The 26,433-nt window shown below is 47.5% G+C and carries 28 protein-coding genes; 23 read left to right on the top strand and 5 right to left on the bottom strand.

Annotated features, from left to right (window positions below):
* The first annotated feature begins 12 nt into the window (after positions 1 to 12).
* From PWYN_RS09270 to PWYN_RS09260, 3 genes are all read left to right on the top strand, one after another.
* Positions 13 to 1,287 carry an MFS transporter gene (locus PWYN_RS09270; RefSeq protein ID WP_084146664.1) on the top strand — a complete coding sequence of 425 codons (1,275 nt, stop codon included), beginning with the start codon at positions 13 to 15 and terminating at the stop codon, positions 1,285 to 1,287.
* Positions 1,288 to 1,315: 28 nt separating this feature from the next.
* On the top strand, positions 1,316 to 1,984 hold the full coding sequence (locus PWYN_RS09265) for an NAD(P)H-binding protein (RefSeq protein ID WP_036650597.1): 669 nt from the start codon (positions 1,316 to 1,318) through the stop codon (positions 1,982 to 1,984).
* Between the two features lie 65 nt (positions 1,985 to 2,049).
* Positions 2,050 to 2,430, top strand: coding sequence for a RidA family protein (locus PWYN_RS09260; RefSeq protein WP_036650595.1), 381 nt, complete (start codon positions 2,050 to 2,052; stop codon positions 2,428 to 2,430).
* A gap of 85 nt (positions 2,431 to 2,515) precedes the next feature.
* On the opposite strand, the gene PWYN_RS09255 is transcribed toward PWYN_RS09260, so the two are convergent.
* On the bottom strand, positions 2,516 to 3,283 hold the full coding sequence (locus PWYN_RS09255; RefSeq protein ID WP_036650594.1) for a tryptophan-rich sensory protein: 768 nt from the start codon (positions 3,281 to 3,283) through the stop codon (positions 2,516 to 2,518).
* Positions 3,284 to 3,761: 478 nt separating this feature from the next.
* Between PWYN_RS09255 and PWYN_RS09250 the strand changes: the two genes are divergently transcribed.
* Both PWYN_RS09250 and PWYN_RS27970 read left to right on the top strand, forming a co-directional pair.
* Complete coding sequence (locus PWYN_RS09250) at positions 3,762 to 6,848, top strand: DEAD/DEAH box helicase (protein WP_036650593.1); 3,087 nt, start codon at positions 3,762 to 3,764, stop codon at positions 6,846 to 6,848.
* Between the two features lie 41 nt (positions 6,849 to 6,889).
* A complete protein-coding gene (locus tag PWYN_RS27970; protein WP_052087859.1) occupies positions 6,890 to 7,618 on the top strand; it encodes a hypothetical protein in 729 nt (242 codons plus the stop codon).
* Positions 7,619 to 7,694: 76 nt separating this feature from the next.
* On the opposite strand, the gene PWYN_RS09240 is transcribed toward PWYN_RS27970, so the two are convergent.
* Both PWYN_RS09240 and PWYN_RS09235 read right to left on the bottom strand, forming a co-directional pair.
* Positions 7,695 to 8,315 carry a GTP pyrophosphokinase gene (locus PWYN_RS09240; RefSeq protein ID WP_240479761.1) on the bottom strand — a complete coding sequence of 207 codons (621 nt, stop codon included), beginning with the start codon at positions 8,313 to 8,315 and terminating at the stop codon, positions 7,695 to 7,697.
* 283 nt (positions 8,316 to 8,598) lie between these two features.
* On the bottom strand, positions 8,599 to 8,976 hold the full coding sequence (locus PWYN_RS09235) for a hypothetical protein (protein WP_036650591.1): 378 nt from the start codon (positions 8,974 to 8,976) through the stop codon (positions 8,599 to 8,601).
* 198 nt (positions 8,977 to 9,174) lie between these two features.
* On the opposite strand from PWYN_RS09235, the gene PWYN_RS09230 reads away from it, so the two are divergent.
* Genes PWYN_RS09230 through PWYN_RS09215 form a run of 4 tightly spaced genes read left to right on the top strand, consistent with a single transcriptional unit; the run spans position 9,175 to position 11,790 of the window.
* Positions 9,175 to 9,954: a zinc ribbon domain-containing protein gene (locus PWYN_RS09230; protein ID WP_036650589.1), complete on the top strand. Its 780-nt coding sequence runs from the start codon at positions 9,175 to 9,177 to the stop codon at positions 9,952 to 9,954.
* 33 nt (positions 9,955 to 9,987) lie between these two features.
* On the top strand, positions 9,988 to 10,806 hold the full coding sequence (locus tag PWYN_RS09225; protein ID WP_036650587.1) for a TrmB family transcriptional regulator: 819 nt from the start codon (positions 9,988 to 9,990) through the stop codon (positions 10,804 to 10,806).
* Between the two features lie 40 nt (positions 10,807 to 10,846).
* The gene (locus PWYN_RS09220; protein ID WP_036650585.1) at positions 10,847 to 11,152 is read left to right on the top strand and encodes a hypothetical protein; all 306 of its coding nucleotides are present in this window, start codon (positions 10,847 to 10,849) and stop codon (positions 11,150 to 11,152) included.
* 41 nt (positions 11,153 to 11,193) lie between these two features.
* A complete protein-coding gene (locus PWYN_RS09215; protein WP_036650583.1) occupies positions 11,194 to 11,790 on the top strand; it encodes a xanthine phosphoribosyltransferase in 597 nt (198 codons plus the stop codon).
* Positions 11,791 to 11,900: 110 nt separating this feature from the next.
* On the opposite strand, the gene PWYN_RS09210 is transcribed toward PWYN_RS09215, so the two are convergent.
* Together PWYN_RS09210 and PWYN_RS09205 are read right to left on the bottom strand one after the other, a co-directional pair.
* Complete coding sequence (locus tag PWYN_RS09210; RefSeq protein ID WP_052087858.1) at positions 11,901 to 12,860, bottom strand: diacylglycerol/lipid kinase family protein; 960 nt, start codon at positions 12,858 to 12,860, stop codon at positions 11,901 to 11,903.
* Between the two features lie 99 nt (positions 12,861 to 12,959).
* A complete protein-coding gene (locus PWYN_RS09205) occupies positions 12,960 to 13,298 on the bottom strand; it encodes a DUF4870 domain-containing protein (RefSeq protein ID WP_036650581.1) in 339 nt (112 codons plus the stop codon).
* Positions 13,299 to 13,342: 44 nt separating this feature from the next.
* Between PWYN_RS09205 and PWYN_RS30290 the strand changes: the two genes are divergently transcribed.
* From PWYN_RS30290 to PWYN_RS09135, 14 genes are all read left to right on the top strand, one after another.
* A complete protein-coding gene (locus PWYN_RS30290; protein ID WP_276203408.1) occupies positions 13,343 to 13,471 on the top strand; it encodes a hypothetical protein in 129 nt (42 codons plus the stop codon).
* 1,363 nt (positions 13,472 to 14,834) lie between these two features.
* A complete protein-coding gene (locus PWYN_RS09195; RefSeq protein WP_019913840.1) occupies positions 14,835 to 15,023 on the top strand; it encodes a hypothetical protein in 189 nt (62 codons plus the stop codon).
* 407 nt (positions 15,024 to 15,430) lie between these two features.
* A complete protein-coding gene (gene coxB / locus PWYN_RS09190; protein ID WP_036650577.1) occupies positions 15,431 to 16,474 on the top strand; it encodes a cytochrome c oxidase subunit II in 1,044 nt (347 codons plus the stop codon).
* A gap of 122 nt (positions 16,475 to 16,596) precedes the next feature.
* Entirely contained in the window at positions 16,597 to 18,435 is a 1,839-nt protein-coding gene (gene ctaD / locus PWYN_RS09185; RefSeq protein ID WP_036653600.1) for a cytochrome c oxidase subunit I, read from the top strand.
* Positions 18,436 to 18,441: 6 nt separating this feature from the next.
* A complete protein-coding gene (locus PWYN_RS09180; RefSeq protein ID WP_036650575.1) occupies positions 18,442 to 19,068 on the top strand; it encodes a cytochrome c oxidase subunit 3 in 627 nt (208 codons plus the stop codon).
* 4 nt (positions 19,069 to 19,072) lie between these two features.
* On the top strand, positions 19,073 to 19,396 hold the full coding sequence (locus tag PWYN_RS09175; RefSeq protein WP_036650573.1) for a cytochrome C oxidase subunit IV family protein: 324 nt from the start codon (positions 19,073 to 19,075) through the stop codon (positions 19,394 to 19,396).
* 135 nt (positions 19,397 to 19,531) lie between these two features.
* Complete coding sequence (gene ctaG, locus PWYN_RS09170) at positions 19,532 to 20,452, top strand: cytochrome c oxidase assembly factor CtaG (RefSeq protein WP_036650571.1); 921 nt, start codon at positions 19,532 to 19,534, stop codon at positions 20,450 to 20,452.
* A 24-nt stretch (positions 20,453 to 20,476) separates the two neighbouring features.
* On the top strand, positions 20,477 to 20,941 hold the full coding sequence (locus tag PWYN_RS09165) for a DUF420 domain-containing protein (RefSeq protein ID WP_036650569.1): 465 nt from the start codon (positions 20,477 to 20,479) through the stop codon (positions 20,939 to 20,941).
* Positions 20,942 to 21,836: 895 nt separating this feature from the next.
* Positions 21,837 to 22,565 (top strand): hypothetical protein, encoded by a 729-nt coding sequence (locus PWYN_RS09160; RefSeq protein WP_157261121.1) that lies wholly within the window; start codon positions 21,837 to 21,839, stop codon positions 22,563 to 22,565.
* A 58-nt stretch (positions 22,566 to 22,623) separates the two neighbouring features.
* Positions 22,624 to 23,019 (top strand): GntR family transcriptional regulator, encoded by a 396-nt coding sequence (locus PWYN_RS09155; RefSeq protein ID WP_036650567.1) that lies wholly within the window; start codon positions 22,624 to 22,626, stop codon positions 23,017 to 23,019.
* Between the two features lie 16 nt (positions 23,020 to 23,035).
* A complete protein-coding gene (locus PWYN_RS09150) occupies positions 23,036 to 23,965 on the top strand; it encodes an ABC transporter ATP-binding protein (RefSeq protein WP_036650563.1) in 930 nt (309 codons plus the stop codon).
* Positions 23,966 to 23,968: 3 nt separating this feature from the next.
* Complete coding sequence (locus PWYN_RS09145) at positions 23,969 to 24,874, top strand: ABC transporter ATP-binding protein (protein ID WP_036650561.1); 906 nt, start codon at positions 23,969 to 23,971, stop codon at positions 24,872 to 24,874.
* The gene (locus PWYN_RS09140) at positions 24,867 to 26,156 is read left to right on the top strand and encodes an ABC transporter permease (protein WP_036650559.1); all 1,290 of its coding nucleotides are present in this window, start codon (positions 24,867 to 24,869) and stop codon (positions 26,154 to 26,156) included. The genes PWYN_RS09145 and PWYN_RS09140 overlap by 8 nt, the downstream gene beginning before the upstream one ends.
* Positions 26,157 to 26,192: 36 nt before the next feature.
* Positions 26,193 to 26,387, top strand: coding sequence for a hypothetical protein (locus tag PWYN_RS09135; RefSeq protein WP_036650557.1), 195 nt, complete (start codon positions 26,193 to 26,195; stop codon positions 26,385 to 26,387).
* Positions 26,388 to 26,433 lie beyond the last annotated feature (46 nt).

Below are 26,433 nucleotides of genomic sequence, written 5' to 3'. Positions count from 1 at the left end.
TGTATCACCTTAATGAACATCATGAGAAGCAGGCCGCTGATCAGCCGTCAGAAGTCTTTACGTAAATTCTCAAAGCAACGCAAAAATTTGTATGTAGCTACGTGGGAAGGTGTTCCCGCGACGATCTTTCAGGTGCTACTGCAAGGGCAGTTTCTGACAGGATTTCTTCTATATTTAGGAGCATCTTCAAGCCAAATCGGTTTTGTGTTGGCTTTAACTACTCTGGTTAATATAGCGCAGATTGGCGTTGCCTTTTTAATTCAAAAATTACCAAGCCGCAAATGGGCTATGGTTACCTGTGTAGCTGTACACAGGATACTTTGGACCTCTACAGGACTGATACCCTTTATACTGCCAAAAGATCTATGGGTGGTTACTTTTATTGGGTTATACACCGTCGCCTTCATAGCAAATACAGCCGGAGCTGTGCTTTGGAGTTCTGTTATCAGCGACCTTGTTCCGGCCCGTGTCCGGGGTCGTTATTTTGGGATTCGAAATACGGTTCTGAATGCGCTGGGTAGTGCCGTCTTATATGCTGGCGGTATTGTTCTAGATCGATACCCCGGAGGTCATGGCTTTTTCATTTTGTATGTAGTTGTATGGATTTTTGCCGCAACCAATATTGTAGTGCTGTTCTTTTATCCCGATACTCATTTCGAGAAGTCGGAAGAAAATAAGTTCCTGCCGATGTTTAAGAAACCGCTCCACGATACGTTATTTATGAAGTCCACACTGTTTCTTGCTGCATGGCTTTTGCTGCAGAATTTGACAGTACCTCTCTATTCGTATGTCATGCTGCAATTGCTGCATATTAACTATCAGACTTTATCATTGCTAAATGTATCCCAGACAATATTTATGATGGGAAGCTTCTATGTATGGGGTAATCTGAATGCGAGGTATAGCAACAAGCGTCTGCTGCTCTGGACCCTGCCCATAATAGCTGCTTCTTCTCTGATATGGGGACTGCTATCTGTCCTGCCGATGTTATTAGTATTGTTTACTGCGCATATTGTGTTTGGCGTAGGTATTGGCGGCTTTAATCAGTTGGCCTTCAACTTTATTATCGGTGATACGCCTAAGAAGGAACGGCCGATGTATATGGCGATGTTTGCGGCCCTCACAGGTCTATCATCGTTCTTCGGGCCTCTTATTGGAGGTCAGATTTATGGCTGGATCGAGAATTGGCCGCATTGGACCCAAGTGTATGGGATGCAGATAATCGTCGGAGTACTGATGCTTGCGTTGGCTTTACTGCTGGGAAGACGCATCCTGAAGGATGAATAGAACCTAGACTGAAGGAGAGACCGTTCTAATGACAAGAATTGCAATGGTACTGGGGGCAACCGGACTCGTGGGTACCCAGGTTACGGAGAGTTTATTAAGAAGCGGGATCTGGGACGAGGTCAGAGTGTTGGTTCGTCATCCCCTGGATCAGAATCATCCCCACCTGAAGCAATTCGTTATTAATTGGGATGAGCTGGATCGGCATGAGAACCTGTTTACCGAGGTGTCGGCTATCTTTTGTTGTCTGGGAACAACGATCAAGAAGGCAGGATCTCGGAGCAATTTCGAACGTGTGGATCTTCATTATCCACTGCAGGCAGCGGCTCTTGCCAAGAAACATCAAGTCAAGCAATTCTTGGTTGTCTCTTCCATGGGATCAAGCTCGAAATCCCGTAATTTTTACAGCCGAACCAAAGGGCGTATGGAGGAAGAACTGGGTGCTTTGGAGTTTCAAGGTCTCCATATATTCCGTCCGTCGCTCCTGCTGGGTCAGCGGCAAGAGTTCAGGCTGGGAGAGCAAGTAGCTGCAAAGCTCATGAGGGTATTTGGTTTCCTCCTGGTCGGCAAGGCTGCTCAATACCGGGCAATCCAAGCCGGAACTGTGGCTCAGGCAATGATCAACATCGCAAATGTCGGAACACGAGGCATGCATGTATACAATAACGAGGTTATTCACGTTCTAGGTATAGAACGATAGGTTTGCATTAACTAAAGATCAGGACTTACAATAAGGGAATAAAATTGCTGGGAGGAGTAACGTAAATGAGTAAAAAACAGATTGCCACAACAAATGCACCAGGTGCGATCGGCCCCTACAGCCAAGCTATTGCAGCGGGGAATTGGGTATACACCTCCGGGCAGCTAGGCATGAATCCAGAAACAGGAGATTTGGCAGAGGGTGTGCAGGAGCAGGCCCGTCAGGCACTTAACAATGTGAAGGCTATTCTGGAGGAAGCAGGGGCTTCTCTCGAGCATGTGGTGAAGACTACGGTCTTCCTAAAGGACATGAATGATTTCGCGGCGGTTAATGAAATTTACAGCACTTTTTTTACAGAACCCTATCCCGCTCGCAGTGCAGTTGAAGTTGCCCGTTTACCTAAGGACGGATTAGTAGAGATCGAAGCGGTTGCCCGTAAAAAATAATGATTGAGATGAAAAAGGCCCTTTATTGCAACTGCGTCAGTCGCAGGCTGTGCAGTAAAAGGCTTTTTTCTTTAGGATGCGCAAATCACTCACTCAAGTAACGCTTGTGTCCCGGTGTAAGAAGCAGCCATATACTGTAAAGAAGCAGCAGCCCCGCAGTAACCCATCCGGTTATAAAAACATTGTCTGTATCTTTATGCTCCAGCGCAATGGCGATGTACGCCCAGACGAATACCAAAGGATAAACCCGATCCCGGTTAGGATAGCTAACCATAATAGCCAGAAGCATACCCACGCAGAGCATGATTACAGCCCAGGTAGATTCACTGATATTGAAGCCATCCCAATTATTCTTGTGCAGAACTATGCTTACGTTTACTAGGGTTGCTACTGAGATCCAGCCCAGATAAATACTGAAAGGAAGCTTGACGAACCACCTTTGTCCAGAGGTAGGCTTATCGATGTTGCGGGTTTTGCGGTAAATGACAATTAGAGTTGCCAGCAAAAACACCATGGCCGCAAGAGATAACTCGATGTATAAATAGTGCCATAAGATAAGCCACCCCATATTAGCGATGCAACTTAGGATAAACCATATGCCTGCTGCTTGCACGGAATGGACGGAGGAAGGAGCTGAGCGGAATCCATAGATGACGAAGCCCCCGAGAAGCAGGTAGATCACCGACCAGATTGAAAAAGCATAACCTGCAGGTGTCAAAAACGTTTGATATCTATCTGAAATTTCACCCGTGGTATTCCCGGCAATAGGCAGTGTCACCGACAGGACATTAACGGCTATGACGCCTAGAAAGAATAGTGCATTCCACCAAGTATAAGGATGCTTACGATCCATAAGAAGTTCCTCCCAGAGTAAAAGTGGTTTGATTGTCCTTAGTCCTTAATAGAATATACCCGGATTAGGTTTGCTTAAGACGCGATTTCGAAAATAAATGACCTTCCGGTCATATGGTCTTAGGCTGAGTGCATGATTAAAGAAGGCGAGACTGGCAATAAATACGGATATCAAAAAATAATGTAAAATTATCTCACTAATAACATATATACGGCTGCTCGTATGCGCTTACCTAATAAATGTCCCTGCAAACTTTAGGGAAATATGCGGAAACGTTTTTAAATCCGAGCCTTTTCGTATAAGATGAAGGTAAAACCTTTTTTTGTTGTGTTAGGGCTGACGTCATACATAGGGGAACGCTCGTTATATTCACTGTTCCTTTAAATAGTTCGAAATATATTTCTCGTAGAAGAGGATGCTGCCGTTCTGATCTGGACGGAGGTACCCTTTCTGCTTGCTTACAAGACAGGAGATCACGATGACTAAGCATCTGTATGCAATATGGTTAGGGGACGTTTTATTTTGCTTCTCCGGCGAAACTTCGGAACCGAAGGTAGATGCCTGGACCCGAGTGGTCAAACGGCTGGAGCTGCAGGGTGGTTTGCGTCCTTTTGCGGGTGCCGCGCTGCGTCTGGCTGAAGTGAAATATCCGACCGCTCCGGTTGAAGGGAAGGCTGTGCGACGGCAAATGCCCGGTCGTACCCTGGAGGGCCTTGCGCTTACACCTAAAGAGGCCTTTGAGCTGCTCTTAGCCTGGGACGAATCTCTATGTCTAAGTCAGGGTGTCGAGCCTGGGGGAGAGATGAGATACTGGGCTGCTGCCGCGCGCTTTGGCTTGGAACTTTTGGGTACAGGTGGATTTACGCCAGGAGCCCTGCCGCCGCGTCCAGTCGGCTCCCGCCGCCGTGGAGGGGAACAGGCAGCTACAGCTTGCTGGGTCCCTGCGTTTCGGAATGAGGAGTACACCAAGATATTTCTACAGCTCTCTGCATCCATGCCTGTGCTTGGACTGGGCAGTCCTTCGGCTGAAGCCGGTGACTTATCCACTCGTGAGGAGGCTGGGGCGCATGTGCTCTATTCTTTCTTACAGTCTGTGATGAGTACTGAGGTTAAGGGGGTTATCTCTCGCATAGAGAGTGAACTATCTCCATACAAAGCCAATTATCGCCGGGGCTATTCTCCTCTGACGGAGCTATGGTGGAACAGTCTGCTTACGGGCAGCCGGGATATACCCGTACAGGGTACTCCTGCTGAGGTGACTGAGCTCCTCGCCGTTGTGTCTGATACCGCCGGAACGGAAGTGCCTCATACAGAGAAAGAAGAGGCGCGTCACGGACAGCTGGGACTTGGACTGCGTTTGGAGCCTCCCGCCGATGAAGATGGAGTGTGGCGACTCTCCTTTTGGGCGGAAAGCCGCGAAGAAAGTGAGTTTTGGTTGCCTGCAAGCTCAATCTGGGCCAGTGCTGAGCGGGGATTCACCTTGTGGGGAAAACGTTACCGGAATATTCAGGAGCAACTTCTTACACTCTTGGGACGGGCAGCGAAGATATCACCGGATATTGAACGGGGACTGAGCTCACCTGCTCCGACGGGAGTGGACCTGGAGCCTCAGCGTCTTTACTTTTTTTTGAAAGAGACTGTGCCTCAGCTGACCACGCGCGGAATAACCGTCCAAATGCCTTCACGATGGAGTCGAGAAGGACGCCGTCGTATTGGAATGAAGATGAAAATGCAGCAACTCTCCAATGAGGCCGTTGGACCGGCACCTGTTGCCCTGGGTATGGAGGAGCTGATCTCCTTTCGGATTGAGGCATCTCTGGGTGAAGCGTCCATCAGTGCAGAGGAACTCACGGAGTTAATGGAGGCTGGCGTGCCTTTTGTTCGTTTTCGCGGGGAATGGATTGAAATAGATCCTAAAGAGATCCGACAGGTTCTTAAATATATGAAACGGCATGAACACGGGGAAATGTCCGCGGCGGATTGGATGAGGCTTGAAGCCGAGGATGAAGAGGACAGATTGTGGAAAGGCATGTCAGTCACAGGCATGGAGACTACGGGGCTGTTGTCCTCTCTTATGCGGGGTGATATGCTCCGTAATTTACCGGAGCGGCAAATACCCGAAGGTCTCCATGGAACCCTCCGTCCTTATCAGGAGCGGGGATTTCAATGGCTGTCTGCCTTGAGTGGACTGGGCTTTGGCGTGTGTCTAGCCGATGATATGGGTCTGGGTAAGACTGTCCAGGTCATTACATGCCTCTTGGATCGTGCCTTGAATCACCCGGCAGATCAGCAACGGGGTCCGATACTGATCTTATGTCCGACATCGCTTCTAGGGAACTGGCAGCGGGAGCTTCAGCGTTTTGCCCCCTCGTTAACCGTTCATATTCATCATGGAGGGCGAAGGGTTCGAGGTGAGAGTTTCCTGTCTCTGGTTGCCAGTCATGATATTGTGTTGACGACTTATCATTTAGCCGGTCGCGACAGTGAGGATTTGGCAGGAGTTAAATGGTCTACTGTAGTGCTGGATGAAGCTCAATATATCAAGAATCACCGTACCAAGCAGGCCCAAAGCGTAATGAAGCTCTCCGCACCGCACCGTATAGCCATGACGGGAACTCCGGTAGAGAACCGTTTGGGGGAACTGTGGTCCATTTTTCATTTTTTGAATCCGGGATATCTGGGAACCTACCACTCCTTCCGACAGCGTTATGGATCAGGCGAAGGCGGCGATCGGCTTCGGGAGCTGCATCGTTTGGTCTCTCCCTTCTTACTGCGTAGACTGAAAAGTGACCCCGACATTTCTAAGGATCTTCCTGAAAAGCTGGAACTCAAATCCTACTGCCCTCTCTCGGAAACTCAGGCGGCGCTTTATCAGGGGGTTGTGGATGAAATGCTGGGTGTGATAGGGGAACGGTCGGGAATGGCCAGAAGAGGGCTTGTGTTGTCCTCCCTTACGAAGCTGAAGCAGATTTGTAATCATCCTGGACTTTTTCGTAAGGAGGAGGGACGCAGCTCAAGGCATGATCATTCGGGTAAAATGGATGTTATGTTCGAGGTGCTGGACAGTATAGCAGAGCTTGGGGAATCTGCGCTGATCTTTACTCAGTATGTCGCTATGGGTGAATTGCTGGTGAACCGGTTGACCCGGCGTTACGGTAAAACTCCGTTATTCCTCCATGGCGGTGTTCCGAAGCGGGAACGTGATGAGATGGTTCGAGCTTTTCAGGAGGGAGAGGGAACGGCTTTCTTTGTCCTCTCACTGAAGGCTGGAGGTGTGGGGCTGAATCTTACACGGGCTAATCATGTGCTTCATTATGACCGTTGGTGGAACCCGGCTGTAGAGAATCAAGCTACAGACCGAGCCTTCAGAATTGGTCAGCATAAAAATGTTCAGGTGCATAAACTGATCTGCCAAGGAACTTTGGAAGAACGTATAGATGAGCTTATCGAACGTAAAAAAAGCCTGTCTGAGCAAGTTGTGGGCTCCGGCGAAACGTGGTTGACGGAAATGTCCAACCATGAGTTGAAGGAGCTCATTGAGCTGCAGGGACAGGATTGGATGTAGAGTACAGCCAAATAATTACACGGTGGAGGGGATCGGATCAAATGAATGGGAGTTTAGAATTACAGCTTGAGGCTGTCCCTGGAGTATTGAAGGCAGCTCAGGTTGTGCTGCCTGGGAGTACATCGGAGTTGTCCATCAAGGTTCCTTTGTGGTCACCTTCCACACGGAAAGAACTGGTTAAGCGCTTGGCATTGTGCCCCAATGAGATGTACGCTCTGTTACAAGGCCGAGCGCCCCATTGGTTCAATGGACTGGAAATTCTCCCGGCTAACCTGGAGCAGTCTTCCAGTGCGGACGGAAAAGACCTGGAAATCAAGAACGATGAGATGCTGAAGCAAATTGAAAAGGGCCTTTCCGATCAACCCCTACTGGCATTAAAGCTAAGGGGATTCCCTAAAGAGGAGCTGTTGGAGGCTGTATTTGCGTACTGGGCTGAAACTGCGGCTGATGCGGAGAGGGAGAACAGCGGGATCAATCCAACAACCGTTCTTACAGCAGAGCTGGCCCGGCTGGAGCGTAAGGGGCCAGCAATCTCCTCAGGGGAGTGGCTGGCTGAGGCGGCTGCTGAAGGCTCGCTCCACCAGCCGGGAACCTTATTTCATGAAGTGGGTGACCGTCCCTTCCCGAAGAATCCGGTCGTAGCTACGGCTAATGAGGATTGGCAAAGTTTGCTGCCTCAAACCCCTAAGGTACATGACGGGCTGACTCTTGTCATGCGCCGGGTAGCCGAGGCTGCTGCGGAGCGGGCGAGGGGCAATAGTAAACTATAATTTACGGATTTCTCAAAAGAAAGGGGGTGTCCCACTAGCCATTTGCATGGCTTTTGGGAACACCCCCTCCGTATTTTTAGCTTTGCGGCTCCTCAGTATTGCCGGCACCGTCTGAAAGTTCTAAAATCTCCGTTCGCAGGCGAAGCATTTTCTGATCGAGCTCATCGGCGGCACGGGCCGCTTCCTTAAGTTCCTCTGCCACATGGGGAGGAAGCTTCTTGTCGAATTTATAGTATAGAATATGCTCCATGCTGGCCCAGAAATCCATGGCAAGGGTTCGCAGTTGGATTTCTGCCTTCACCCAGCGTGTACCTTCCAACAGAATTAGGGGAATAGAGACAATTAGATGCAGGCTCTGATATCCATTAGGTTTGGGATGGGCAATATAATCCTTGATCTCAAGAACGCGAATATCCTCACGAATGCATAAATGATCCACAAGTCGATAAATGTCTTTAACAAAGGCGCATACGATTCGCATACCTGCGATATCATGGATGTACTGCTCCATATTCTCGGAGCTTAGTTCGTAGCCCTTGCGCTCCATTTTTTGCAGAATACTCTTAGGTTCCTTTATGCGGGACTTGATATGCTCTATAGGGCTGAAGCCGTCACGAATTTGCCATTCGGTCTTAATGACATCGATTTTATTCTGAAGTTCATTGAGGGCTAGACGATAAAGTGCTGGCAGCTGCATTAACTCATCAATCTGTCTGGGGAATCCGTTCTCTTTCTCCCACTGCCGAAGATCTTGGACATGTAGCTGTAACTTATTTAATGTAAGATGTCTGCTTTCGTGTTCTTCTTTCACAGTTACTCTCCCGATTTAACGTATTTGTGACTTCTTCTATTTTAACCGATGGACAGTCCTAGAAGCAAAACTTTAAATAGGCGGGGGTCTCTATGAAGGAATGATAAACAGCCTTAAGTTCCGGTGATCATCCGGATCTCAGGCTTAATATTAGTTGGATTATCTTTTTTTATTTATTCGTAGGGGAACCGTCTCCATACCCTTTATCCTGATATCCTGTATTTTCAAGTTTGGGTATGACGCCCAATTCGTCAATTACTTTTTGGGTCTCTTTTGTCCCATGCTGACGTAGATTCTCATATAACCTCACGGTCTTCTCGTCAAACTGGTCGATGGCATCATCATGATCGGCTGATTTATAAGGAACAAAAGCGCGGCGGAAGCTGTATTCGTCATTCTGTTCCAGTGCTTTCAAGCGGTCTTGCAGATCTGTCAATTCTTCAGCAGTGAGCCAAACCTCATACTCGCCGGTCTCATTTCGAACATCTTGAATAAGCCCATGGTTTACGGATACGAAATACTGTTTTTTATCCTCATTTGCTGCCAAGGTGATCCCTCCTTCTTCCGATAAGGTTCGCCAAAATCATTTTAACTATTATACACAGTACGACAAATAATGAATCTGTTCGATACATTTGGTATGATAGAGTCACGATTCCGGCATTGCCCAGATCGCAAAAGGTTAATTCGTGTTATCACATGAATATATTTTACCTATTCTCACTGTGGAGAAGGAGGAACTACAATGAATTTATTACAGCGCATAAAAGACGGTGCCAGCCGGGTTACCGAGAAAGCGCAAAGTTCTGTTGAAATCGGCAAGCTGAACAGCCGGATCTCGGATATTGAACATGAGATGGACATTGAATTTACGAAAATGGGAAAAATCTTCTATGAGGGATACCGTTCGAGGGATATGTCGCTTGCTGAAGGTAAAATGCTGGAGCTTTCACGGAACTGCTCGAAGCTTCAGGAGGAAATAGACGTTGTGCGATCACATATTGCTGAATTAAAAAATGAACGGTTATGTAAATGTGGACATATAGTTGCACTTGATGCCAATTTCTGTCCGAGCTGCGGTCGTAAATTGGAGGCGGAAGCCAAGGGCAATGCAGCGCCAGCATCCGGACAATATACACCCCGGAGAGTGGACCCGGAAGAGACTCAAGTCTATTCGGTACAGGAAGATTCCCTTAAAGAGACTGAACCTGAGCTTGAGCATGAACATCCATTTAATTATGAAGAGGTTCTGGATCATGAGGAAGAACTGCCTTTGGCACTGGAGGATTACGTTGTTAATGCCCAGGATTCGAAGCGGGAACTCCAACATGCAGATGAACTGGAGCGTGAGCGGGAGAGACAGCTTGAACTGGATCAACGGATTCGGGATTGGAAAGCTAGTGAATTCGTGGAATCAGATGCTGAGAGTATGAATGCAAAAGATATGGTCAAATGCCAAATTTGCCGCGTAGATTTACCAAAAGGCTCGATGTGGTGTCCGCGCTGCGGATCGGAACAAATCTAGGGAACAGTCAGTCATCTTAGGGGGACAACAAGTATGGAACAGTTGCTGCTTCATCTGCGCAATCTGGGATTCACGGAAATGGAATCCAAAATTATGGTGGAGCTTGCCGCCAAGGGCCAGGCCTCAGGTTATGAGGTTGCCAAGCAGCTCGGAGTATCAAGATCCAATGTATATGCGGCACTTCAACGGTTGACTCAACAGGGGTATGTCCGTTGCGGTGAAGGGGAACCTGCCCGTTATAGTGTGCTGAATCCGGACGAATTAGCGTTGATGATCTCCGGTCGTGTGCAAGCCTCGCTTCACTTTGTGGAAAGTGAAATGCCGCGCGGCGGACCGGTTAGCCCTTCCTTTTATAATTTGGAAGGAGAGCGGAATGTGCTGGGTACTCTTGTACGGCAGCTAAATACCGCCAAGCGTGAAATTGTTGTGGATGTGTGGAGGGAAGAAGCTTCCCTCTTGCGCAACGAGCTGGAACAGGCCGAACTGCGCGGTGTGAAGCTGCTTTGGGCATTCGACGGCGGCAACGCCGGTCCTATTCCTTATCCGGCTTGGCCGCCGCTTAATGGGAGTGCAGCGCGAAAGGACGGGCGCAAGTTCTCGTTCGTCATCGACCGAAGCTGGTGCATGTTAGGTATGCGTTATGAGGATGGGTCCGTTCAGGCGGTCGTAACGGAGCATCCGGTTCTTGTAGAACTGCTGCTGAATCATTTTACGCAAGAAATGGTGTTGTTTGAATTGGAGCAGGATATGGGCCCTGAACTGGAGCGAAGATATGGGGAACGTTACGGCAATATCTATCGTAAATATGTAATGCATGATCTGGATGAGAATCCTGAGGAGAATGCAGAATAAGAGAATTAGCTTATCGACTATAACGGGAGGTGAAAAGAGGATGGAATGTATCGTCCATTTTGAAGTGCAACATTCGGAGGGTCCCAAACAGCTACGCGGTCTACTGTTTCTGGATAAGGGATCAAAGCCCAGTGAAAGTCAGTTGATTGAGATGTTCAAAGACATGAAATTTGATGTGAACATGGGTAATCGGGAGAAGCTGATCTTTAAACCGGTAAACCCTCGGGAAGATTACTCTGAGATTAGAGTGACCGAATTTGACATGGGGGACGAAGAGGTTAAAGAAGATAGAGAGTTGAAGTCTATCATCGGCAACTTGCTTCCACGGAAGCCTACTGGTATTTAAAAAGGGTCAATGGGTCCATTTTGGGGAGAGGAGGAGTACATATGCTGTTACTGAAACAAAAGGTAATCAACGAAGGTATTGTACTTGGTCAGGGAGTACTCAAGGTGGATTCTTTCTTGAATCATCAGATGGACCCTGTTCTGATGCGCGAGGTTGGCCGTGAGTTTTCACGCCGGTTTACGGGAGAAGGAATTACAAAGGTGCTGACGATTGAATCCTCCGGTATTGCTCCGGGAATCATGACCGCACTGGAGCTAAATGTTCCGCTCATTTTTGCCCGCAAGCAGAAGTCTCTCACTCTGACTGAGGATATTTATGTGGAGAAGGTGTATTCCTTCACCAAAAAAGAGAGTAACGAAATTACCGTCTCCAAAAAATTCATTGCCCCGGGAGAACGTGTTCTCATTGTTGATGATTTTCTAGCTAACGGTGAGGCGGCCTTTGGCCTGGCGCGCATCGTGGAGCAAGCGGGTGCCAGTGTTGTCGGAATAGGAATTGTGATCGAAAAGTCATTCCAGCCCGGAAATCGCCTGCTTCAAGAAGCGGGTTACCGACTGGAGTCGCTCGTTCGCATTGCCTCCTTGGAGGACGGCGTAATTTCTTTTGTAGAAGCGGAAGGCGAAGTATTGCCTGAATAAGGGATGAGCTGCAAAGCGGATATTCCTACTCCTAATTAAACAAGCCGGAAACGAAGGGCATAACGTCCCCGTTTCCGGCTTGTTTTGGTATGGAGTCAACAGATCAAGGCTTAGCCTCCGCTAACCTGGCTGGAGGGCGCTGAGCCCGTTTCCGCGAGCTCAACCCTTGAAGCTAGCGGTGACAGCACTCGCAGCGCTCCAGGCTCACAGCGCACGGCCAGGGCCTCTACACCGAGGCTCTCGCCGTCGCCGATGGCATGCCGAGGCTCTGCGAAGTGGACGGCTACGCTCCGTCCGCGCAGCATAGATACGAAGGGCAGCGATACATGGTTGCCCTTCAACACCGTCGGGAACAGCCGCAGCAATTGCCCGCGGCTGCACCCATGAACGACGCAGACGTCGAGCAGGCCGTCATCGGCCTTCGCCTGCGGGCAGATCAGCAGCCCGCCGCCATAGCTCGGCAGGTTGCAGACCGAGACGAGCCAGGCCTTGTCATAGACGTGCTCCGTACCGTCGCAGGCTACTTTCACCTGGCACGGCTTAAAAGTGATCAGCGTATGTAATATGCCGATGATATAAGCCAGCTGACCCGCGCCAATCGCGTTGCACAGACGCTTGTAGCGGCTGGCATTCACATTCTCCGCCACCTGGGCGTCGAATCCGCTGGCAACCGCGGTTAGTGTTAATCCGTCCGCGGAGGATAACAGATCAGCTTCAAGAAAGCGGCTGCTCAGGGCAACTTCAAGCGCAGCCTCCGGCTCCAGCGGAATACCGAAGCCCCGAGCGGTATCGTTACCCGAACCGGCAGGGATCACAGCCAGAAGAATGCCTCGGTGTCCAAGGGCTCCAAGAATACTGTGCAGGGTTCCGTCACCCCCAATAACAACAGCGGCGCTCCACTCTTCATGCTTCTGCAGCGCTTGCAATACACTTTGCTCTGCTTCATCTGCGCTAAGTGTAAACAAGGTCTCGTAGAGGACCTGGCGATCCCGCAGTAACCCCTCTACAATATGCCATGTCCGTCTCCCGGCGCCTCCGCCGGAGCGTGAATTTATAATGAATAAATACATGCTCTTTCCAGCTCCTAAAAGTCCAGTGTTGTCTTAATTCCATTGTAAGGAGTGGATGGGCAAAAGGGAATCATTTTCCGTGTGTCTGCATATAGGGAATTACAAATGCCGAAGCTGCTGTTCTGCGATCTGACCTACCCAAGGGAGCTTATACCACTTTCCACGCAGGGCATGGTATATCATCAACAGCCATACAGCAAAGCTGCACAGAAAAATCAGGGCTGACAGCAAGGGACCCAGTAAAGGGAATAATGAGCCCAGAACATGAATGATCATCAGAATCCCGAAGACAATCAGCGATTGTAGAGCGTGGAACAAAACAAAACGGCTCCGCTTCTCCAAGGCGAGAAAGACGATACCTCCGATAAAAGGGAAGAAGTAACATAGTGCACCTGCAATATTGTCTGGTAATCCGGTGGATGATCTAAAAGGGGACATAGACTCACTCTCCTTATGGCTTGGACAAGAGGGGGACACCGGGTATGCGGAGCGGTTATATCGGAGTGCCCATCTCCTCATTAGAGCCTATGTTTCATAGGGACAAAGTATGTGATGATCTGTGCCTGTGGGTGGTTAGTGTAAAAGAACTGCTGATTTCCCAGATGTTTTAATTATCCGTATTATGGAACAATAAGTTTGCAACAATGACTTGTTTTTCTCCTGAGCAGGGCGATGCTGAGCATGGGACAATTTTTTGTAGGAAGCCGAGGGCAATTGAGATTTGGGTGCAGTGACCGACGTATCGAAATAATGCAGCAATGCGAATGCGAATGCGAATGCGAATACTGTGAACTTAGTTCCTGTGTCCTCATAATCCGTCTGCCCGGTCAGTTTTTCCACATCTTCTCTTGTTAGAACTTGTTTGAACACTGCATAAAAGGGGGTATTTCATTTATGAGGTCGCCTCATTTTGGTTTAGTTTGGTTTGTGTACTTTCCATTACCCGAAATGGCGGTCTTTTTTTGTTCCTTCTTTTTGGTAAAGCAACACGCCTGCATTATGTGCAGGATTTCGAGCACAGACGGTGCTTCCGGAGAGGGATTGTTGTACTTAGTGCAGGATTTCGAGCGCAAACGGTGCTTCCGGAGAGGGATTGTTGTACTTAGTGCAGGATTTCGAGCGCAAATGGTGCTTCCGGAGTAGGATTGTTGTACTTAGTGCAGGATTTCGAGACAAATGGTGCTTCCGGAGAGGGATTGTTGTACTTAGTGCAGGATTTCGAGCGCAAACGGTGCTTCCGATGCGGGATTGTTGTACTTAGTGCAGGATTTCGAGCGCAAATGGTACTTCCGGAGTAGGATTGTTGTACTTAGTGCAGGATTTCGAGCGCAAACGGTGCTTCCGATGCGGGATTGTTGTACTTAGTGCAGGATTTCGAGCGCAAATGGTACTTCCGGAGTAGGATTGTTGTACTTAGTGCAGGATTTCGAGACAAATGGTGCTTCCGGAGAGGGATTGTTGTACTTAGTGCAGGATTTCGAGACAAATGGTGCTTCCGGAGAGGGATTGTTGTACTTAGTGCAGGATTTCGAGCGCAGACGGTGCTTCCGGAGAGGGATTGTTGTACTTTGGTGTCATTTTGATTTCCGAACATTCTCCGTTGTACTTAGAAAATAAAAAATATATTTTCCTTGAGCACAATTTACAAGGAAAGGTGGAAGTTGGGTTGGAATATGATACAATATAACGATAAGGCCCCAAAGGAGTGATTCAATTTTTGGCTCTTAGGGTAACTATAGTGTCAAGGTGACCTTTTAAGGACATCTTAAACTTTCAGCCCAAATCACGACGAACCTGCTTCACCGACTTATGGCGTTCCCCAAGTTTTCAGCTTAGGGTTTTGTCTTAGACGGATAGTGCAAGATACGTATGTGTTAATGGTACTTACTTGCATTTCGAAGTTACGGCGCACTTTTCATCATGCATTCTCTACAACGGAGCATTCATTTTCAATGTTTTGGGAGGGAACTGATCATGGCAAGTAAAGGTCATAACGAAGTCAAGGAAAGTCTACGGGAAATGACACGCATTTTCCGCCCGAAAGATCCCAAGAAATTCGTAAAAGAATACGTCCGTAAATATCGGATAACGGGAGGCTATGAAGAAGAGCTGACCATGGTCGTTGAGCATGAACTGGTAAGGATGAATTCATCCGTCTCCTGATGTTAAGGAGTTGCCTATTGCCTGCGCCTTCTTTTGACGAGATCATTTTAGGTATTTCATCCATGAGGATTCTCATAAACCGTACCTGGGTAGCTAGCTGCCCAGGGATCGGTTTTTTTTGTATGTAAATCTATAGACATTGATTCAAATATCACAAAATTGTCAAATAGAATAGTAGTAGAATTAGGAGTTCAGAAGGATTTAGGAAAGGAAAAAATGTTGTTTACGTTTTCTGAAAGCGATTGCAAAATGAGGCGTGACAAGCCTTTTTTTCAATTTAGAACACTTTGTGAACTAGTTGTGAACGATTGACAAAACACCCCCTTAATCTTATATTAATAGTGATTGTTATAATTGACAGAACAAACGAAATAATCTTAGAAATCGGGACGAAGCGGGGTAGATCAATGATGAAAACGTGGCAGGCTGTAAAGCGACTCCTTCCCATGATGTCAGTATTCGCACTCATTCTTGCAGGTTGCGGCCGCGAAGACTTATCGGTTCTTAGACCGCAAGGGCCCGTAGCGGAAAGCTCTTTAGGATTGATTAAGCTGTCGATCATGATCATGATCGTTGTGCTGTTAATTGTATTTGCTATTGCAGCTTATGTAATGATTAAGTTCCGTAGAAAACCGAATCAAACGGAGATCCCTGAGCAGGTTGAAGGCAACTTCAAGTTGGAAATTCTCTGGACGGTTATTCCTCTGATTCTGGTGGTAGTTCTGGCTATTCCAACTGTCAAGCAGGTCTTCGCGGCAGGGAATGATCATTCAAATGACAAGAATGCGATTAAAGTAAAAGTCACGGGTCATCAATACTGGTGGGAATTTGAGTATGGCGACTATGGTGTAATTACAGCGCAAGATTTAGTTATTCCTACCGGAAAGGATATCGCTTTTGAACTGATCACCAAGGATGTTCTTCATTCGTTCTGGGTACCTTCGCTCTCCGGTAAAATAGACACTAACCCTGCAGGAACCATTAACCGCTTCAGCTTCAGTGCACAGAAGGAGGGTGTTTACCGGGGGAAATGTGCGGAATTATGCGGACCTTCACACGGCTTTATGGAATTCAAGGTAAAGGCTGTGAGCAATGAGGAGTTTGAAAAGTGGATCGAGTCTAGGAAAGCGCCTGCGGTTCTCCCTGAAGATCCCGCCCTGGCAAAGACTTTCAAAGATCAGTGCCTTCAATGCCATGCAGTAGGGGATCAGGGGATTGCAAATGCTCCAGATCTTACGGGTATTGGCTCCCGCGAGGCGATTGCCGGTATTCTGATCAATGATGATACCCGGGAAGACGGCGCACCGATTGAGGAGAATCTCAAAACTTGGTTACATGACCCGCAAAGCGTGAAGCCGGGCAATCTTATGCCTAACCCCAAAGACCTCGGCCTGAGCGATGTAGAGATTGACAGCATCGCAGAGTACCTGGCCAACTATAAATTGGACTAATGACTTAGCCCATAACGAGCAGCATATAAGAAGAGGGGGGAAATACCTTGGCTCACGCACATACCTTGAATTCATCGAAGCCTTTAGGACACGGTTCCGGCGTTAAGCGCCATACCGGGCTGATGGACTGGATCACAACGGTCGATCATAAGAAGATAGCTATTTTATACCTGTGGGCAGGAGGGTTGTTTTTTGGCATCGGAGGGCTTGAAGCCATTCTGATCCGTATCCAACTAATCAAGCCTATGAATGATTTCCTGGATGCCCAGACTTTCAATGAGTTAATTACAATGCACGGCACAACCATGATCTTCCTGGGCGTCATGCCCGTAATCTTTGCACTTATGAATGCGGTAATTCCTTTGCAGATAGGTGCTCGCGACGTAGCATTCCCTTTCTTGAATGCGCTGGGCTTCTGGACCTTTCTGTTCGGTGGTATCTTGCTTAACCTGAGCTGGATTATGGGTGGGGCTCCCGATGCAGGTTGGACCTCCTATGCACCGCTTTCGAGCTCAACCTACAGTACTACGCACGGGGTAGACTTTTACACCATTGGCCTGCAGATTGCCGGGTTGGGTACCTTAATCGGCGGTATTAACTTCTTGGCAACGATCATCACCATGCGTGCTCCTGGGATGTCTTATATGCGGATGCCGATGTTTGCTTGGACAACGTTTATTACTTCTGCTATTATTTTGTTCGCTTTTCCTGCAATCACAGTAGGGCTTGTACTTCTTACATTTGATCGGATCCTAGGTGCGAATTTCTTCGAAGTGGGGGGCGGCGGCAGTCCGGTGCTCTGGCAGCATATCTTCTGGATATTCGGGCATCCCGAAGTGTACATCCTCATCCTTCCGGCTTTCGGTATCATCTCAGAAGTTATTCCAACCTTCTCACGTAAGCGGCTGTTCGGGTACAGCTCAATGGTCTTCGCTACGATCCTGATCGCCTTTCTAGGATTCATGGTATGGGCGCATCATATGTTCACGACCGGTCTTGGACCGGTAGCGAATGCATTGTTCTCCGTGTCTACGATGCTTATTGCAGTTCCAACCGGTATTAAAATCTTTAACTGGCTGTTCACGATGTGGGGCGGACAAGTGCGGTTCACTACACCGAATCTGTTCGCAGCCGGATTCATCCCAACCTTTACGATGGGCGGCGTAACGGGTGTAATGCTAGCGTCGGCACCTGCGGACTTTCAGTTCCATGATACGTATTTCGTCGTAGCCCATTTTCACTATGTTATTGTCGGGGGGCTAGTACTGGGGCTGTTTGCGGGTCTTCATTACTGGTGGCCCAAAATGTTCGGCCGTATGCTCAGTGAGTCTCTGGGCAAGTGGACATTCTGGACTTTTATTATCGGATTTCATATGACCTTCTTTGTTCAGCATTTTCTGGGTCTGATGGGTATGCAGCGCCGCGTATTTACTTACTTGCCGAATCAGCAATTTGATTTGCTGAATCTCGTAAGCACGATTGGTGCGTTTTTAATGGGTGTAGGGATGATTATCTTCCTTATCAATATTTATCTGACCTCTAGAAAACCTGCGGATGCGTCAAATGATCCTTGGGAAGACGGCCGTACACTGGAATGGACGATTCCATCTCCGCCGCCAGAATATAACTTCAAGCAAACACCGCTTGTACGCGGTATTGATGCTTTCTGGAAAGAAAAAACAGCAGGTCATACCGCTATGACTCCTGCTGAACCTGTTGGATCGATCCATATGCCTTCAGCAACCGCCATTCCTTTTGTAATGTCAGTGGGTATCTTCATCGCCGGACTTGGATTTATGTTCAGTCGGGATGAATTCGGGAATGCCTTAATGAGCTTCCTCTTTAATAATTACATTGTTACCGCAATTGGACTTCTCATTACGTTCGGAGCTATGCTGATCAGGTCGTTGTATGACGATCATGGCTGGCATATCGAACCTGAAGAGCTGGAAGGAAGGTGAGAAGTCATGACAACAGCACATGCAGAAGCTGCTAACGGTACTCTTCCGCACGAACCGGAGAGAGCCACAGCCGAGGGACGTAATAAGGTTCTAGCTTTTTGGTTATTTCTAGGCGGTGAGGCCGTGCTCTTCGGCACCCTCTTCGCTACCTTTCTGGCACTGCGTAATCAGACCAACGGTGGTCCATCTGCGAATGAGTTATTTCATCTACCGCTTGTTGCAGCAGCGACATTCATTCTCTTGGTCAGCAGTTTAACCAGTGTATTCGCCATTCAAGCCATGCACCGAAACAACATAGCACAACTTCGGAACTGGCTAATCCTTACGGTATTACTCGGCCTTGGCTTTTTGGGATTAGAAATATACGAATTCTCAGTGTACGTTCGACATGAAGAGTTCGGTATGACTACAAGCGCCTTCAGCTCGGCTTTCTATACGCTGGTTGGTTTCCACGGAGCCCACGTAGCTTTCGGTATTGCTTGGATATCACTATTAATTGGTCAGTTATCTTACAAGGGTCTGACGGTTGTAACTGCGCCTAAAATCTATGTCTCAGCGATGTACTGGCACTTTATCGATGTGGTGTGGGTGTTCATCTTCACCGTTGTGTACCTGCTTGGAAAGGTGGGCTAAGGCCATGGCGACTGATCAGCAATCAAGAGTTAACGGGGTTAAGCACCGTCATCGGACGGAAGGCCTGCAAAGACATATCGTTGTCTTCGTGTTCTCCATAGTTCTTACACTCATTGCCTTTGCTGCGGTAGCAGCCGGGGGGGTAAATCCCACCTTTACCATTGTTCTTTTATTGATAATGGCTGTACTTCAGGTGTTCTTGCAAATGGGCTTCTGGATGCACCTGAAAGACAAGGGGCATCTGCTGCCAATCATCTTCATGCTCGGTGGATTTTTTATAGCCGGAACCTGCATTGTAATGGCGCTTTATTGGGTATGGTGGGATTAGCGAATAGCGAGAGGCGGGCTGATAAGCCCCCTCTTTTTTAAAATTCAACCCTATTAAATTTAACTCTATAAAAGTTACCCTGTTGGTTAACTGTTTTAAAGAGGTTTTTGGTGCCCTGCGTTAGGAGGTGTGGTCATGTTGGGATTAGAATATTTTAGCTTTGCTGATTTGTGGAGTCCGCTCTTTCTGGCGGGGATGCTGCTGCTTACGGCGGGATACTTCGTGCTCATTGGACCGCTATCCGACCGTTTTTTCGGTTCTGCTCCGGTGCTTTTTCGCCATAGAGCTTTATTCGTATCCGGGATGTTTTTCCTCTATCTCGCTCAAGGCGGGCCGATCAGTCTGCTTGGACATTTAATGTTCTCATTCCATATGGTTAGTATGGCCTTATCCTATTTGGTAGCCGTACCCCTCATAATGATGGGAATTCCTGAGTGGGTGTGGCGGTCGGCGCTAAAGGTTAATCCGTTTCGGCGTTTATCCTTTTTGGCTCAACCTGTAGTTGCGGCTTTGCTGTTTAACGGATTGTTCTCCCTGTATCATATACCGGTGATTCACGACTATGTGATGCTGCATTTTAGCATTCACCGTATTTATTATGCCGTATTATTTATTACCTCCGCTCTGATGTGGTGGACATTGATTAATCCGCTGCCGGAACGCCGGATGGCTTCGGGATTAGGCAAGATCGGCTTTATTTTCTTGAACATGGTACTGCTGACTCCTGCCTGCGGGTTGATTATATTTGCGACTCAGCCGTTGTATGCAACATACAGTGATCCGGATACCTGGGCGCTTGCGATGGGGTACTGTGTACCGAGTGATCCTGCCGCACTGCTGCAGGCCTTTGGGGGTCCTACATTCTTCGGGTGGATGTCTCCAAAAGTGGATCAACAGGTAGGGGGCATAGCGATGAAGTTTATTCAGGAGTTTATTTTTGCCTCCATGCTTGCTTATGTGTTCTATCATTGGTATAAAAAAGAGAACGGGCAAGATGACAACGAAGAATTGCCTCCTTCCTCAGGGTTGGAGAGTGGCAGCTTGACCCGTGCGTAGCTGGCACTATCAAGGGGGATAATCATGGATATTTTCACACTGTTTCCAACGATCAGTACAGCATTCATCGTGATTAGCGCAGTATTGGTTGCGATTGGCTGGAGACTCATTATTAAGGGGAAACGAGAGGCGCACAAGAAGGCGATGATAGCTGCTGCTGTAGCTGCTCTATTATTCTTCATCGTGTACACCTCCAGAACGTTATTCGTGGGGAACACCTCATGGGGCGGTCCCGAAGAACTAACTACGATCTATCATGTCTTCTTGATCTTCCACATTGTTCTGGCTACGGTAGCCGCAGTATTCGGACTAACCACACTTACCCTTGGCTTCAAGGCGAAGTATGCCAAACACCGGAAGTGGGGTAGAATCACATCGATGATCTGGTTCGCAACGGCCATTACAGGTGTGATGGTATATGTTCTGCTCTATTTGTTATATCCAGGCGGACATACAAAGCCGGTGTGGGAAGTTATTTTAGGTGCTTAACCAAAATGTCGTAGCAGTACAGTGAAACCCGTCAACCCTCTAGGGCTGACGGGTTTTTTGTGCCGAAATGGGGCTCTTTCTCGAAAACAGTGTTTGAGATATCCGTTTACGTCACTGTGCCGGCAACGCAATCTCGATATAACTTCGTCTGATGTTTCACCGGGATTGGGGCAACTACGTCTTACAGGTAGCCGAATCCGGGTTGCGGACCACTCCTACGGCGAATTAGAGGAGAAAATCCCACTATAATCTTACCCATACCGTCCCAAAGAGGTATATCCTCAAAATTAGCGGGCGAAATCCCCTCTAATTGCCCAAACGGGGTAACGAGTGGGTATCGTCAAGAAGTTTGTGTATAAGAGTAGAAGTATCTCCTCGAGGTATCCGCGACTAATAGGGCAAATCGTCTACCTACATGGGTTTCCATATATATAGTTGCACAACGTACATTTATATTTCTCCCTCAGCACACTTAAGGGGGTTTAATTGCACTTTATACACTTATTTTTGGGTATTCCGGGGTTTAACCGGCATTTTCGTGTTTTTAGTTGCACAAAGTACATCTATCCATACATCACAGCGCCAAAAGCTAGAAATAAGTGTATAAAATACATCTATTTACTGACGCCTGCGGGTACAGAAATAGAGGGAGAAAAACCCTCTATTGGGCGTAACGGATTTTTGTCTTTCTCGTCACCTATCAAGCACGATTTTAGTGTTGAGCCGAAAAAGGTGGCCTAAACTCTTTTGTGGAAAAGGTCAAAAAGAGCTTGACGATGGAAAATTAAGGGCATATACTGTGTATATAGATATATACAGTAAGCACAGATAAGTACAGGTAAGCACACCTGAGAATGACGATTGAATTCTAAACATTAAAGTGAGGTTAGTGTTCATGAGGACATTAAGAGATTCCTGGTTTATGTTGCGCGGTGAGTTTCGCGGGGACAAATTATCAATACTGTTCACCTTATTGTTCTCGGTTTTTATGAGCGGTTACTTGGTGTTTTTCACAGGAACGCTGATGAATAGCTCCATAGGTGATAAGGAACAGACAGCGATTGTAGACTTCATGCTGATCACGATGGTGCCCATCCTTGGTTTTACCTACTCTCGGCGTTCGTTCAAGTATTTTAGCGAAGATTCATATACCAAAATGTTAGCCTACTTGCACAGTCTGCCTATACCGGCTGCAGTTATTTTATGCAAGAGAAAAATTCATGCAATTCTAACCTTAGGCTTGAACGGTATTTTGTTTTTCGGATTGATGTATGGACTCGGTAAGGAGATCAGGCTGGAGATGTCACCGGTTCCGTATATCGTGTTTGCCCTAACCTGGATTGGATATGGTCTTGCTGTGACAGGTCTTTATATCTTCATCGAGTTTCTGTTCAGCGGCAAAATGTACTGCTTGTTTACCTTTATCATCATGGGAATATGTGTTGGGGTTTCTCTATTGGTGAAGTTAACGGGAGGTAATTTGCTTTTCTACAGCATCTCCTGTTCTAAAGACTATGAATTCTTATCCCCATTAATGTGGGGAAGCCTCCTTACCGGAGTTGTGTCTATGCAGTTATTCTCTAAATGGACGCTAAACCGACTGAAAAAGCGGGATCTTGTATGATTAATAAAAGAGGTAAGGAAGCATTCCGAACCAACGGAGTGGAGGGCGGTGTGTAACGATGTGGATACCAATACAAATCAATGAAAATAGTGCCGAACCCCTGTATCACCAGATAGAAACCCAATTGCGTGCGCTGATTATAAGTGGAGTAATTACGGAAGGAACGTTGCTTCCATCTATACGTGAATTTGCCGGGGACCTGAATTGCAGTGTTATTACTGTCCGCCGGGTATATCAGGATTTGGAGGGGGAAGGCATGCTGCGTACGAGACAAGGAACAGGTACTTTTGTTTCTCATGTAGGAGATGGTGCACGTGAGGGATACAAGCGGGATGCGGTTACAAAGGCATTGGAGAGTGCGGTAGATATTGCCCGATCGGTTCATAGCAGTGAAGAAGAGCTGAAGGATATTTTTCAGGAGATTGTAGAACGGAAGTATAAAGAACAACATTGAAACGGGGTATGACTGGATGGTACAGATGGCAATTGAACTGCGGAATGTACGCAAACAGCGGCGCACCAAAACGATAGGCCCGCTCAATCTAAGGCTGCCGGAAGGACATATCACCGCTCTGGTGGGGCAGAACGGCTCGGGTAAAAGTACTTTGCTGCAAATGCTGCTACAGCTGAACCACCCGGAAGAAGGGCAAATCTACTGGTTCGAAAGTATGTATACAGAAGGACTTCCCATCGAACTTCGACAGAGAATAACCTATGTGCCGGAGACATCGCTCTCAGAGGAGAAACACTGGAGTGCAGAAGATGCTGCGAGATTTCGAAGTTATTGGTATCCGCGGTGGGACGACTCGTATTACCAAGAGCTTATCGACACCTTTGAAGTCCCCCGAAATATAAAGCTTGGCAAAATGTCAAAAGGAGAGCGGCGTAAGTTCGAAATTGCGGCTGCCTTGGCATCACGCCCCCGTCTGCTGCTGCTGGATGAACCTTCATCGGGTTTGGACCCTTTTGCCTGGAAGAAGATGATTGAGGTCTTGCGCCGGTATATGAATGAGAATAATGCCACAATCGTTATTTCAACTCATATAGTAGAAGAAGTTCGCCGATTGGCTGATTATATCGTGCTTATGCATCAGGGACAGGTGCTTGGAATGGCTGAGAAAGACAGCTTATATGGGCTCTGGAACGAAGTTTGGATAAACGTTAGCGATCAAGAAGAGCTTAAGGAACTCACCGCTGAGTTTCCCGGAACGCTTCACTGGACGATGGACACACCGGGAGTAGCTTCATTCGTTACAGAACATTTTTATAAAATAGAGAAACGCATCCAGAATTTAGGCGTACATGTTATTAAAAGCCGTAGTCTGGAGCTCGATGAAATACTCAGCTTATGGACTCAAGGGCATTTTCCTGAATTAGTTGATCTAGAGAGAGGGGATTGAAGAATGGAAGCTTTGAAGCTGGATGGTGTAGTGAAGCAGTTTGGAGAGAAGACCGCTGTAAACAAAATTAGTCTGAGTGTGGAGCCCGGTGAAATTTATGGCTTGCTCGGGGCTAACGGAGCGGGTAAAACAACAACAATGCGTATGGTGCTGGGTCTAATTTATCCGGATGATGGGAAGATCCTGTATAGCGGTAAGCCGTTCAACAGTGAGCTGCAGCAAATCATGGGTTATCTTCCGGAAGAGCGGGGACTGTACCCGAAGGTGAAGGTTAGCGATCAGATCATCTATTTGGCCCGTTTGCGCGGGATGTCATCTAGTGATGCGGATAAGAGCCTGCGTTACTGGCTGGATCGTTTCGATGTGCCGGACTATTATAATAAGAAGGTCGAAGAGCTGTCCAAGGGCAATCAGCAAAAAATGGGCTTTATTGCAGCGGTTGTACATAAGCCGCGTCTCCTAATCCTTGATGAAGCGTTCAGCGGTCTGGACCCGGTTAATGTGGAGCTGTTGAAAGATACGGTTAGGGAATTGCGCGATCAAGGTACGAGCATCCTGTTCTCGACCCATCGGATGGAGCATGTTGAAGAGCTATGCCGCCATATTACCATTATGGATCGTTCTAATACAGTCGTTCAAGGAGATATCCGTGAAATCAAGAAGGGGTACCCTCGTGAGGAAGTGCTGCTTCGTACATCTTCAGAGGTATCCGGTTTGGAGACCCTGCCAGGGGTTACGGGGGTTCAACGCCAGGAACGCGGTTATCTGCTGACAATTAGTGAGATAGCCGCTGCACAGCGGATCTTGCAGCAAGCGGTAGGGCAAAGCGAAGTGGAGCATTTTGAAATCAAGGAACCAACATTAAACCAAATCTTTATCAAAGTGGTAGGTGGTGATTCTCATGAATAAGATGGGAACAATAATCGGATTTACCTTTAAAAATAAAGTAAAAACGAAGTCATTTATGATTACTACGTTAATTTTAGTGCTGTTGCTTAGTATTGGGATGAACATCCCATACTTGATTAAAGTATTTCAAGGTGACGATGAAGCGAGTGCAGGAATCCACGTCGCTGTTGTGGCGGCGGAAGGCAACCGTGCTTCAGATTTGTTAAAGAATTATGCTTCAGGAGTTACTACTGAGGGCGGGGCTACAGTAGATCAGTATACATCCGCTGAAGATTCTGCACTGAAGACATCCTTGGATGAGGGGAAGTTGGACGGCTATATCCAATTAGGGGCAGAAAGCGAGATGGGGCTTCCGCCAGTAACCTTCTATAGTCCAGACGGAGATATGGATGCTGAGGTTCAAACCTTCCTCCAATTGGGTCTTCAGCAGGCAAACGCACAGCTCATTGCTGGTGACAAGTTGACCCCGGAACAGATTGGGGCCATGAACGCACCGGTTCAATTGGATACGAAGCAGATCAGTACGGATGGAACTGCCGTGACAGACGAGGAGAAGGATGCACCTCCTATCATTAATTATGTGATTGTGTATGCCCTCTTAATGATGTTCTTCATGTCCATTATGATGACAGGGAATATGATCGCGGCTGAAGTTACCTCCGAAAAAAGCTCGCGTATTATGGAAATTCTTATTACGAGCGCATCGCCTCTTGCTCAGATGTTCGGCAAGGTAATCGGTATCTTCTTAATCGGAATGCTTCAAATTGCAATTATAGCGGGAGCTGTTGCCGTTAACCTTATGCTTCCGCATAACGCATCGATTCTGACGGAATTTGATCTTGATCTAGGACAGCTTAACGTTAATCTGCTGATCTACGGATTGGTTCTCTATGTTCTAGGTTACTTCCTGTATGCCTTGATTTACGCGGCTATCGGTTCCATCGTCAGCCGTACCGAGGATCTGGGTCAGGCGGTTATGCCCATAACTATGCTGGGTCTTGTGACCTTCTACATCCCATTATTCAGTATTTCGAATGCCGATACATTGCTCGTTAAGGTAGCGAGCTACATCCCATTCACTTCCCCGCTCAGTATGCTGCTGCGCATTGGGGTTGGCGATGTAGCCTTTTGGGAGATCCTAGTATCCCTTCTAATCCTGCTGGTATCGATCTTTGTCTTCGGCTGGCTTGCCGCCAAGATCTACCGCACAGGCGTACTGATGTACGGCAAGCGCCCTACAATCAAGGAGATCAGAAAAGCGATGAAGGCTTATAAGATTTAAGGGAGTTAACTCAAATCAATAGTAGGAGTGGGAGTCATGGATAAAAAACAACAACAAAATTTAGGAATGCTGTTCGTAGCCTCTATTTTCTCACTTACAGTGAGCCGAATCATTGAGTCTAACGGGAGCAATCTGGTGGATTTCACGCAAGGGGTTCTAACGGGTATGGGCATTGTCGGCATGTTGCTGACCATTGTAACCTTTGGTAGATATTATAAGCGAAGCCGATAACAGGCTCATCCGCGGTTGAAGCTATAATACCGGGGGAAATATATTT

Origin of the sequence: Paenibacillus wynnii (assembly GCF_000757885.1) — a bacterium.
GTDB classification, from domain to species: Bacteria; Bacillota; Bacilli; order Paenibacillales; family Paenibacillaceae; genus Paenibacillus_AQ; species Paenibacillus_AQ wynnii.
This window is presented reverse-complemented; position numbering and strand designations above follow the sequence as displayed.

What these genes read in the sequence shown, in the direction of transcription:
- PWYN_RS09270 (WP_084146664.1), top strand. Translation starts at nt 13, where the DNA reads ATGAACATCATGAGAAGCAGGCCGCTGATCAGCCGTCAGAAGTCTTTA.
- ctaG (WP_036650571.1), top strand. Translation starts at nt 19,532, where the DNA reads ATGTTGGGATTAGAATATTTTAGCTTTGCTGATTTGTGGAGTCCGCTC.
- PWYN_RS30290 (WP_276203408.1), top strand. Translation starts at nt 13,343, where the DNA reads ATGCGGAGCGGTTATATCGGAGTGCCCATCTCCTCATTAGAGCCTATG.
- PWYN_RS09145 (WP_036650561.1), top strand. Translation starts at nt 23,969, where the DNA reads ATGGAAGCTTTGAAGCTGGATGGTGTAGTGAAGCAGTTTGGAGAGAAG.
- PWYN_RS09240 (WP_240479761.1), bottom strand. Translation starts at nt 8,315, where the DNA reads ATGCAGCTGCCAGCACTTTATCGTCTAGCCCTCAATGAACTTCAGAAT.
- PWYN_RS09180 (WP_036650575.1), top strand. Translation starts at nt 18,442, where the DNA reads ATGACAACAGCACATGCAGAAGCTGCTAACGGTACTCTTCCGCACGAA.
- PWYN_RS09205 (WP_036650581.1), bottom strand. Translation starts at nt 13,298, where the DNA reads ATGTCCCCTTTTAGATCATCCACCGGATTACCAGACAATATTGCAGGT.
- PWYN_RS09155 (WP_036650567.1), top strand. Translation starts at nt 22,624, where the DNA reads ATGTGGATACCAATACAAATCAATGAAAATAGTGCCGAACCCCTGTAT.
- coxB (WP_036650577.1), top strand. Translation starts at nt 15,431, where the DNA reads ATGATGAAAACGTGGCAGGCTGTAAAGCGACTCCTTCCCATGATGTCA.
- PWYN_RS27970 (WP_052087859.1), top strand. Translation starts at nt 6,890, where the DNA reads ATGAATGGGAGTTTAGAATTACAGCTTGAGGCTGTCCCTGGAGTATTG.
- PWYN_RS09220 (WP_036650585.1), top strand. Translation starts at nt 10,847, where the DNA reads ATGGAATGTATCGTCCATTTTGAAGTGCAACATTCGGAGGGTCCCAAA.
- PWYN_RS09135 (WP_036650557.1), top strand. Translation starts at nt 26,193, where the DNA reads ATGGATAAAAAACAACAACAAAATTTAGGAATGCTGTTCGTAGCCTCT.
- PWYN_RS09225 (WP_036650587.1), top strand. Translation starts at nt 9,988, where the DNA reads ATGGAACAGTTGCTGCTTCATCTGCGCAATCTGGGATTCACGGAAATG.
- PWYN_RS09140 (WP_036650559.1), top strand. Translation starts at nt 24,867, where the DNA reads ATGAATAAGATGGGAACAATAATCGGATTTACCTTTAAAAATAAAGTA.
- PWYN_RS09265 (WP_036650597.1), top strand. Translation starts at nt 1,316, where the DNA reads ATGACAAGAATTGCAATGGTACTGGGGGCAACCGGACTCGTGGGTACC.
- ctaD (WP_036653600.1), top strand. Translation starts at nt 16,597, where the DNA reads ATGGACTGGATCACAACGGTCGATCATAAGAAGATAGCTATTTTATAC.
- PWYN_RS09250 (WP_036650593.1), top strand. Translation starts at nt 3,762, where the DNA reads ATGACTAAGCATCTGTATGCAATATGGTTAGGGGACGTTTTATTTTGC.
- PWYN_RS09160 (WP_157261121.1), top strand. Translation starts at nt 21,837, where the DNA reads ATGAGGACATTAAGAGATTCCTGGTTTATGTTGCGCGGTGAGTTTCGC.
- PWYN_RS09150 (WP_036650563.1), top strand. Translation starts at nt 23,036, where the DNA reads ATGGTACAGATGGCAATTGAACTGCGGAATGTACGCAAACAGCGGCGC.
- PWYN_RS09260 (WP_036650595.1), top strand. Translation starts at nt 2,050, where the DNA reads ATGAGTAAAAAACAGATTGCCACAACAAATGCACCAGGTGCGATCGGC.
- PWYN_RS09255 (WP_036650594.1), bottom strand. Translation starts at nt 3,283, where the DNA reads ATGGATCGTAAGCATCCTTATACTTGGTGGAATGCACTATTCTTTCTA.
- PWYN_RS09175 (WP_036650573.1), top strand. Translation starts at nt 19,073, where the DNA reads ATGGCGACTGATCAGCAATCAAGAGTTAACGGGGTTAAGCACCGTCAT.
- PWYN_RS09210 (WP_052087858.1), bottom strand. Translation starts at nt 12,860, where the DNA reads ATGTATTTATTCATTATAAATTCACGCTCCGGCGGAGGCGCCGGGAGA.
- PWYN_RS09195 (WP_019913840.1), top strand. Translation starts at nt 14,835, where the DNA reads ATGGCAAGTAAAGGTCATAACGAAGTCAAGGAAAGTCTACGGGAAATG.
- PWYN_RS09165 (WP_036650569.1), top strand. Translation starts at nt 20,477, where the DNA reads ATGGATATTTTCACACTGTTTCCAACGATCAGTACAGCATTCATCGTG.
- PWYN_RS09215 (WP_036650583.1), top strand. Translation starts at nt 11,194, where the DNA reads ATGCTGTTACTGAAACAAAAGGTAATCAACGAAGGTATTGTACTTGGT.
- PWYN_RS09230 (WP_036650589.1), top strand. Translation starts at nt 9,175, where the DNA reads ATGAATTTATTACAGCGCATAAAAGACGGTGCCAGCCGGGTTACCGAG.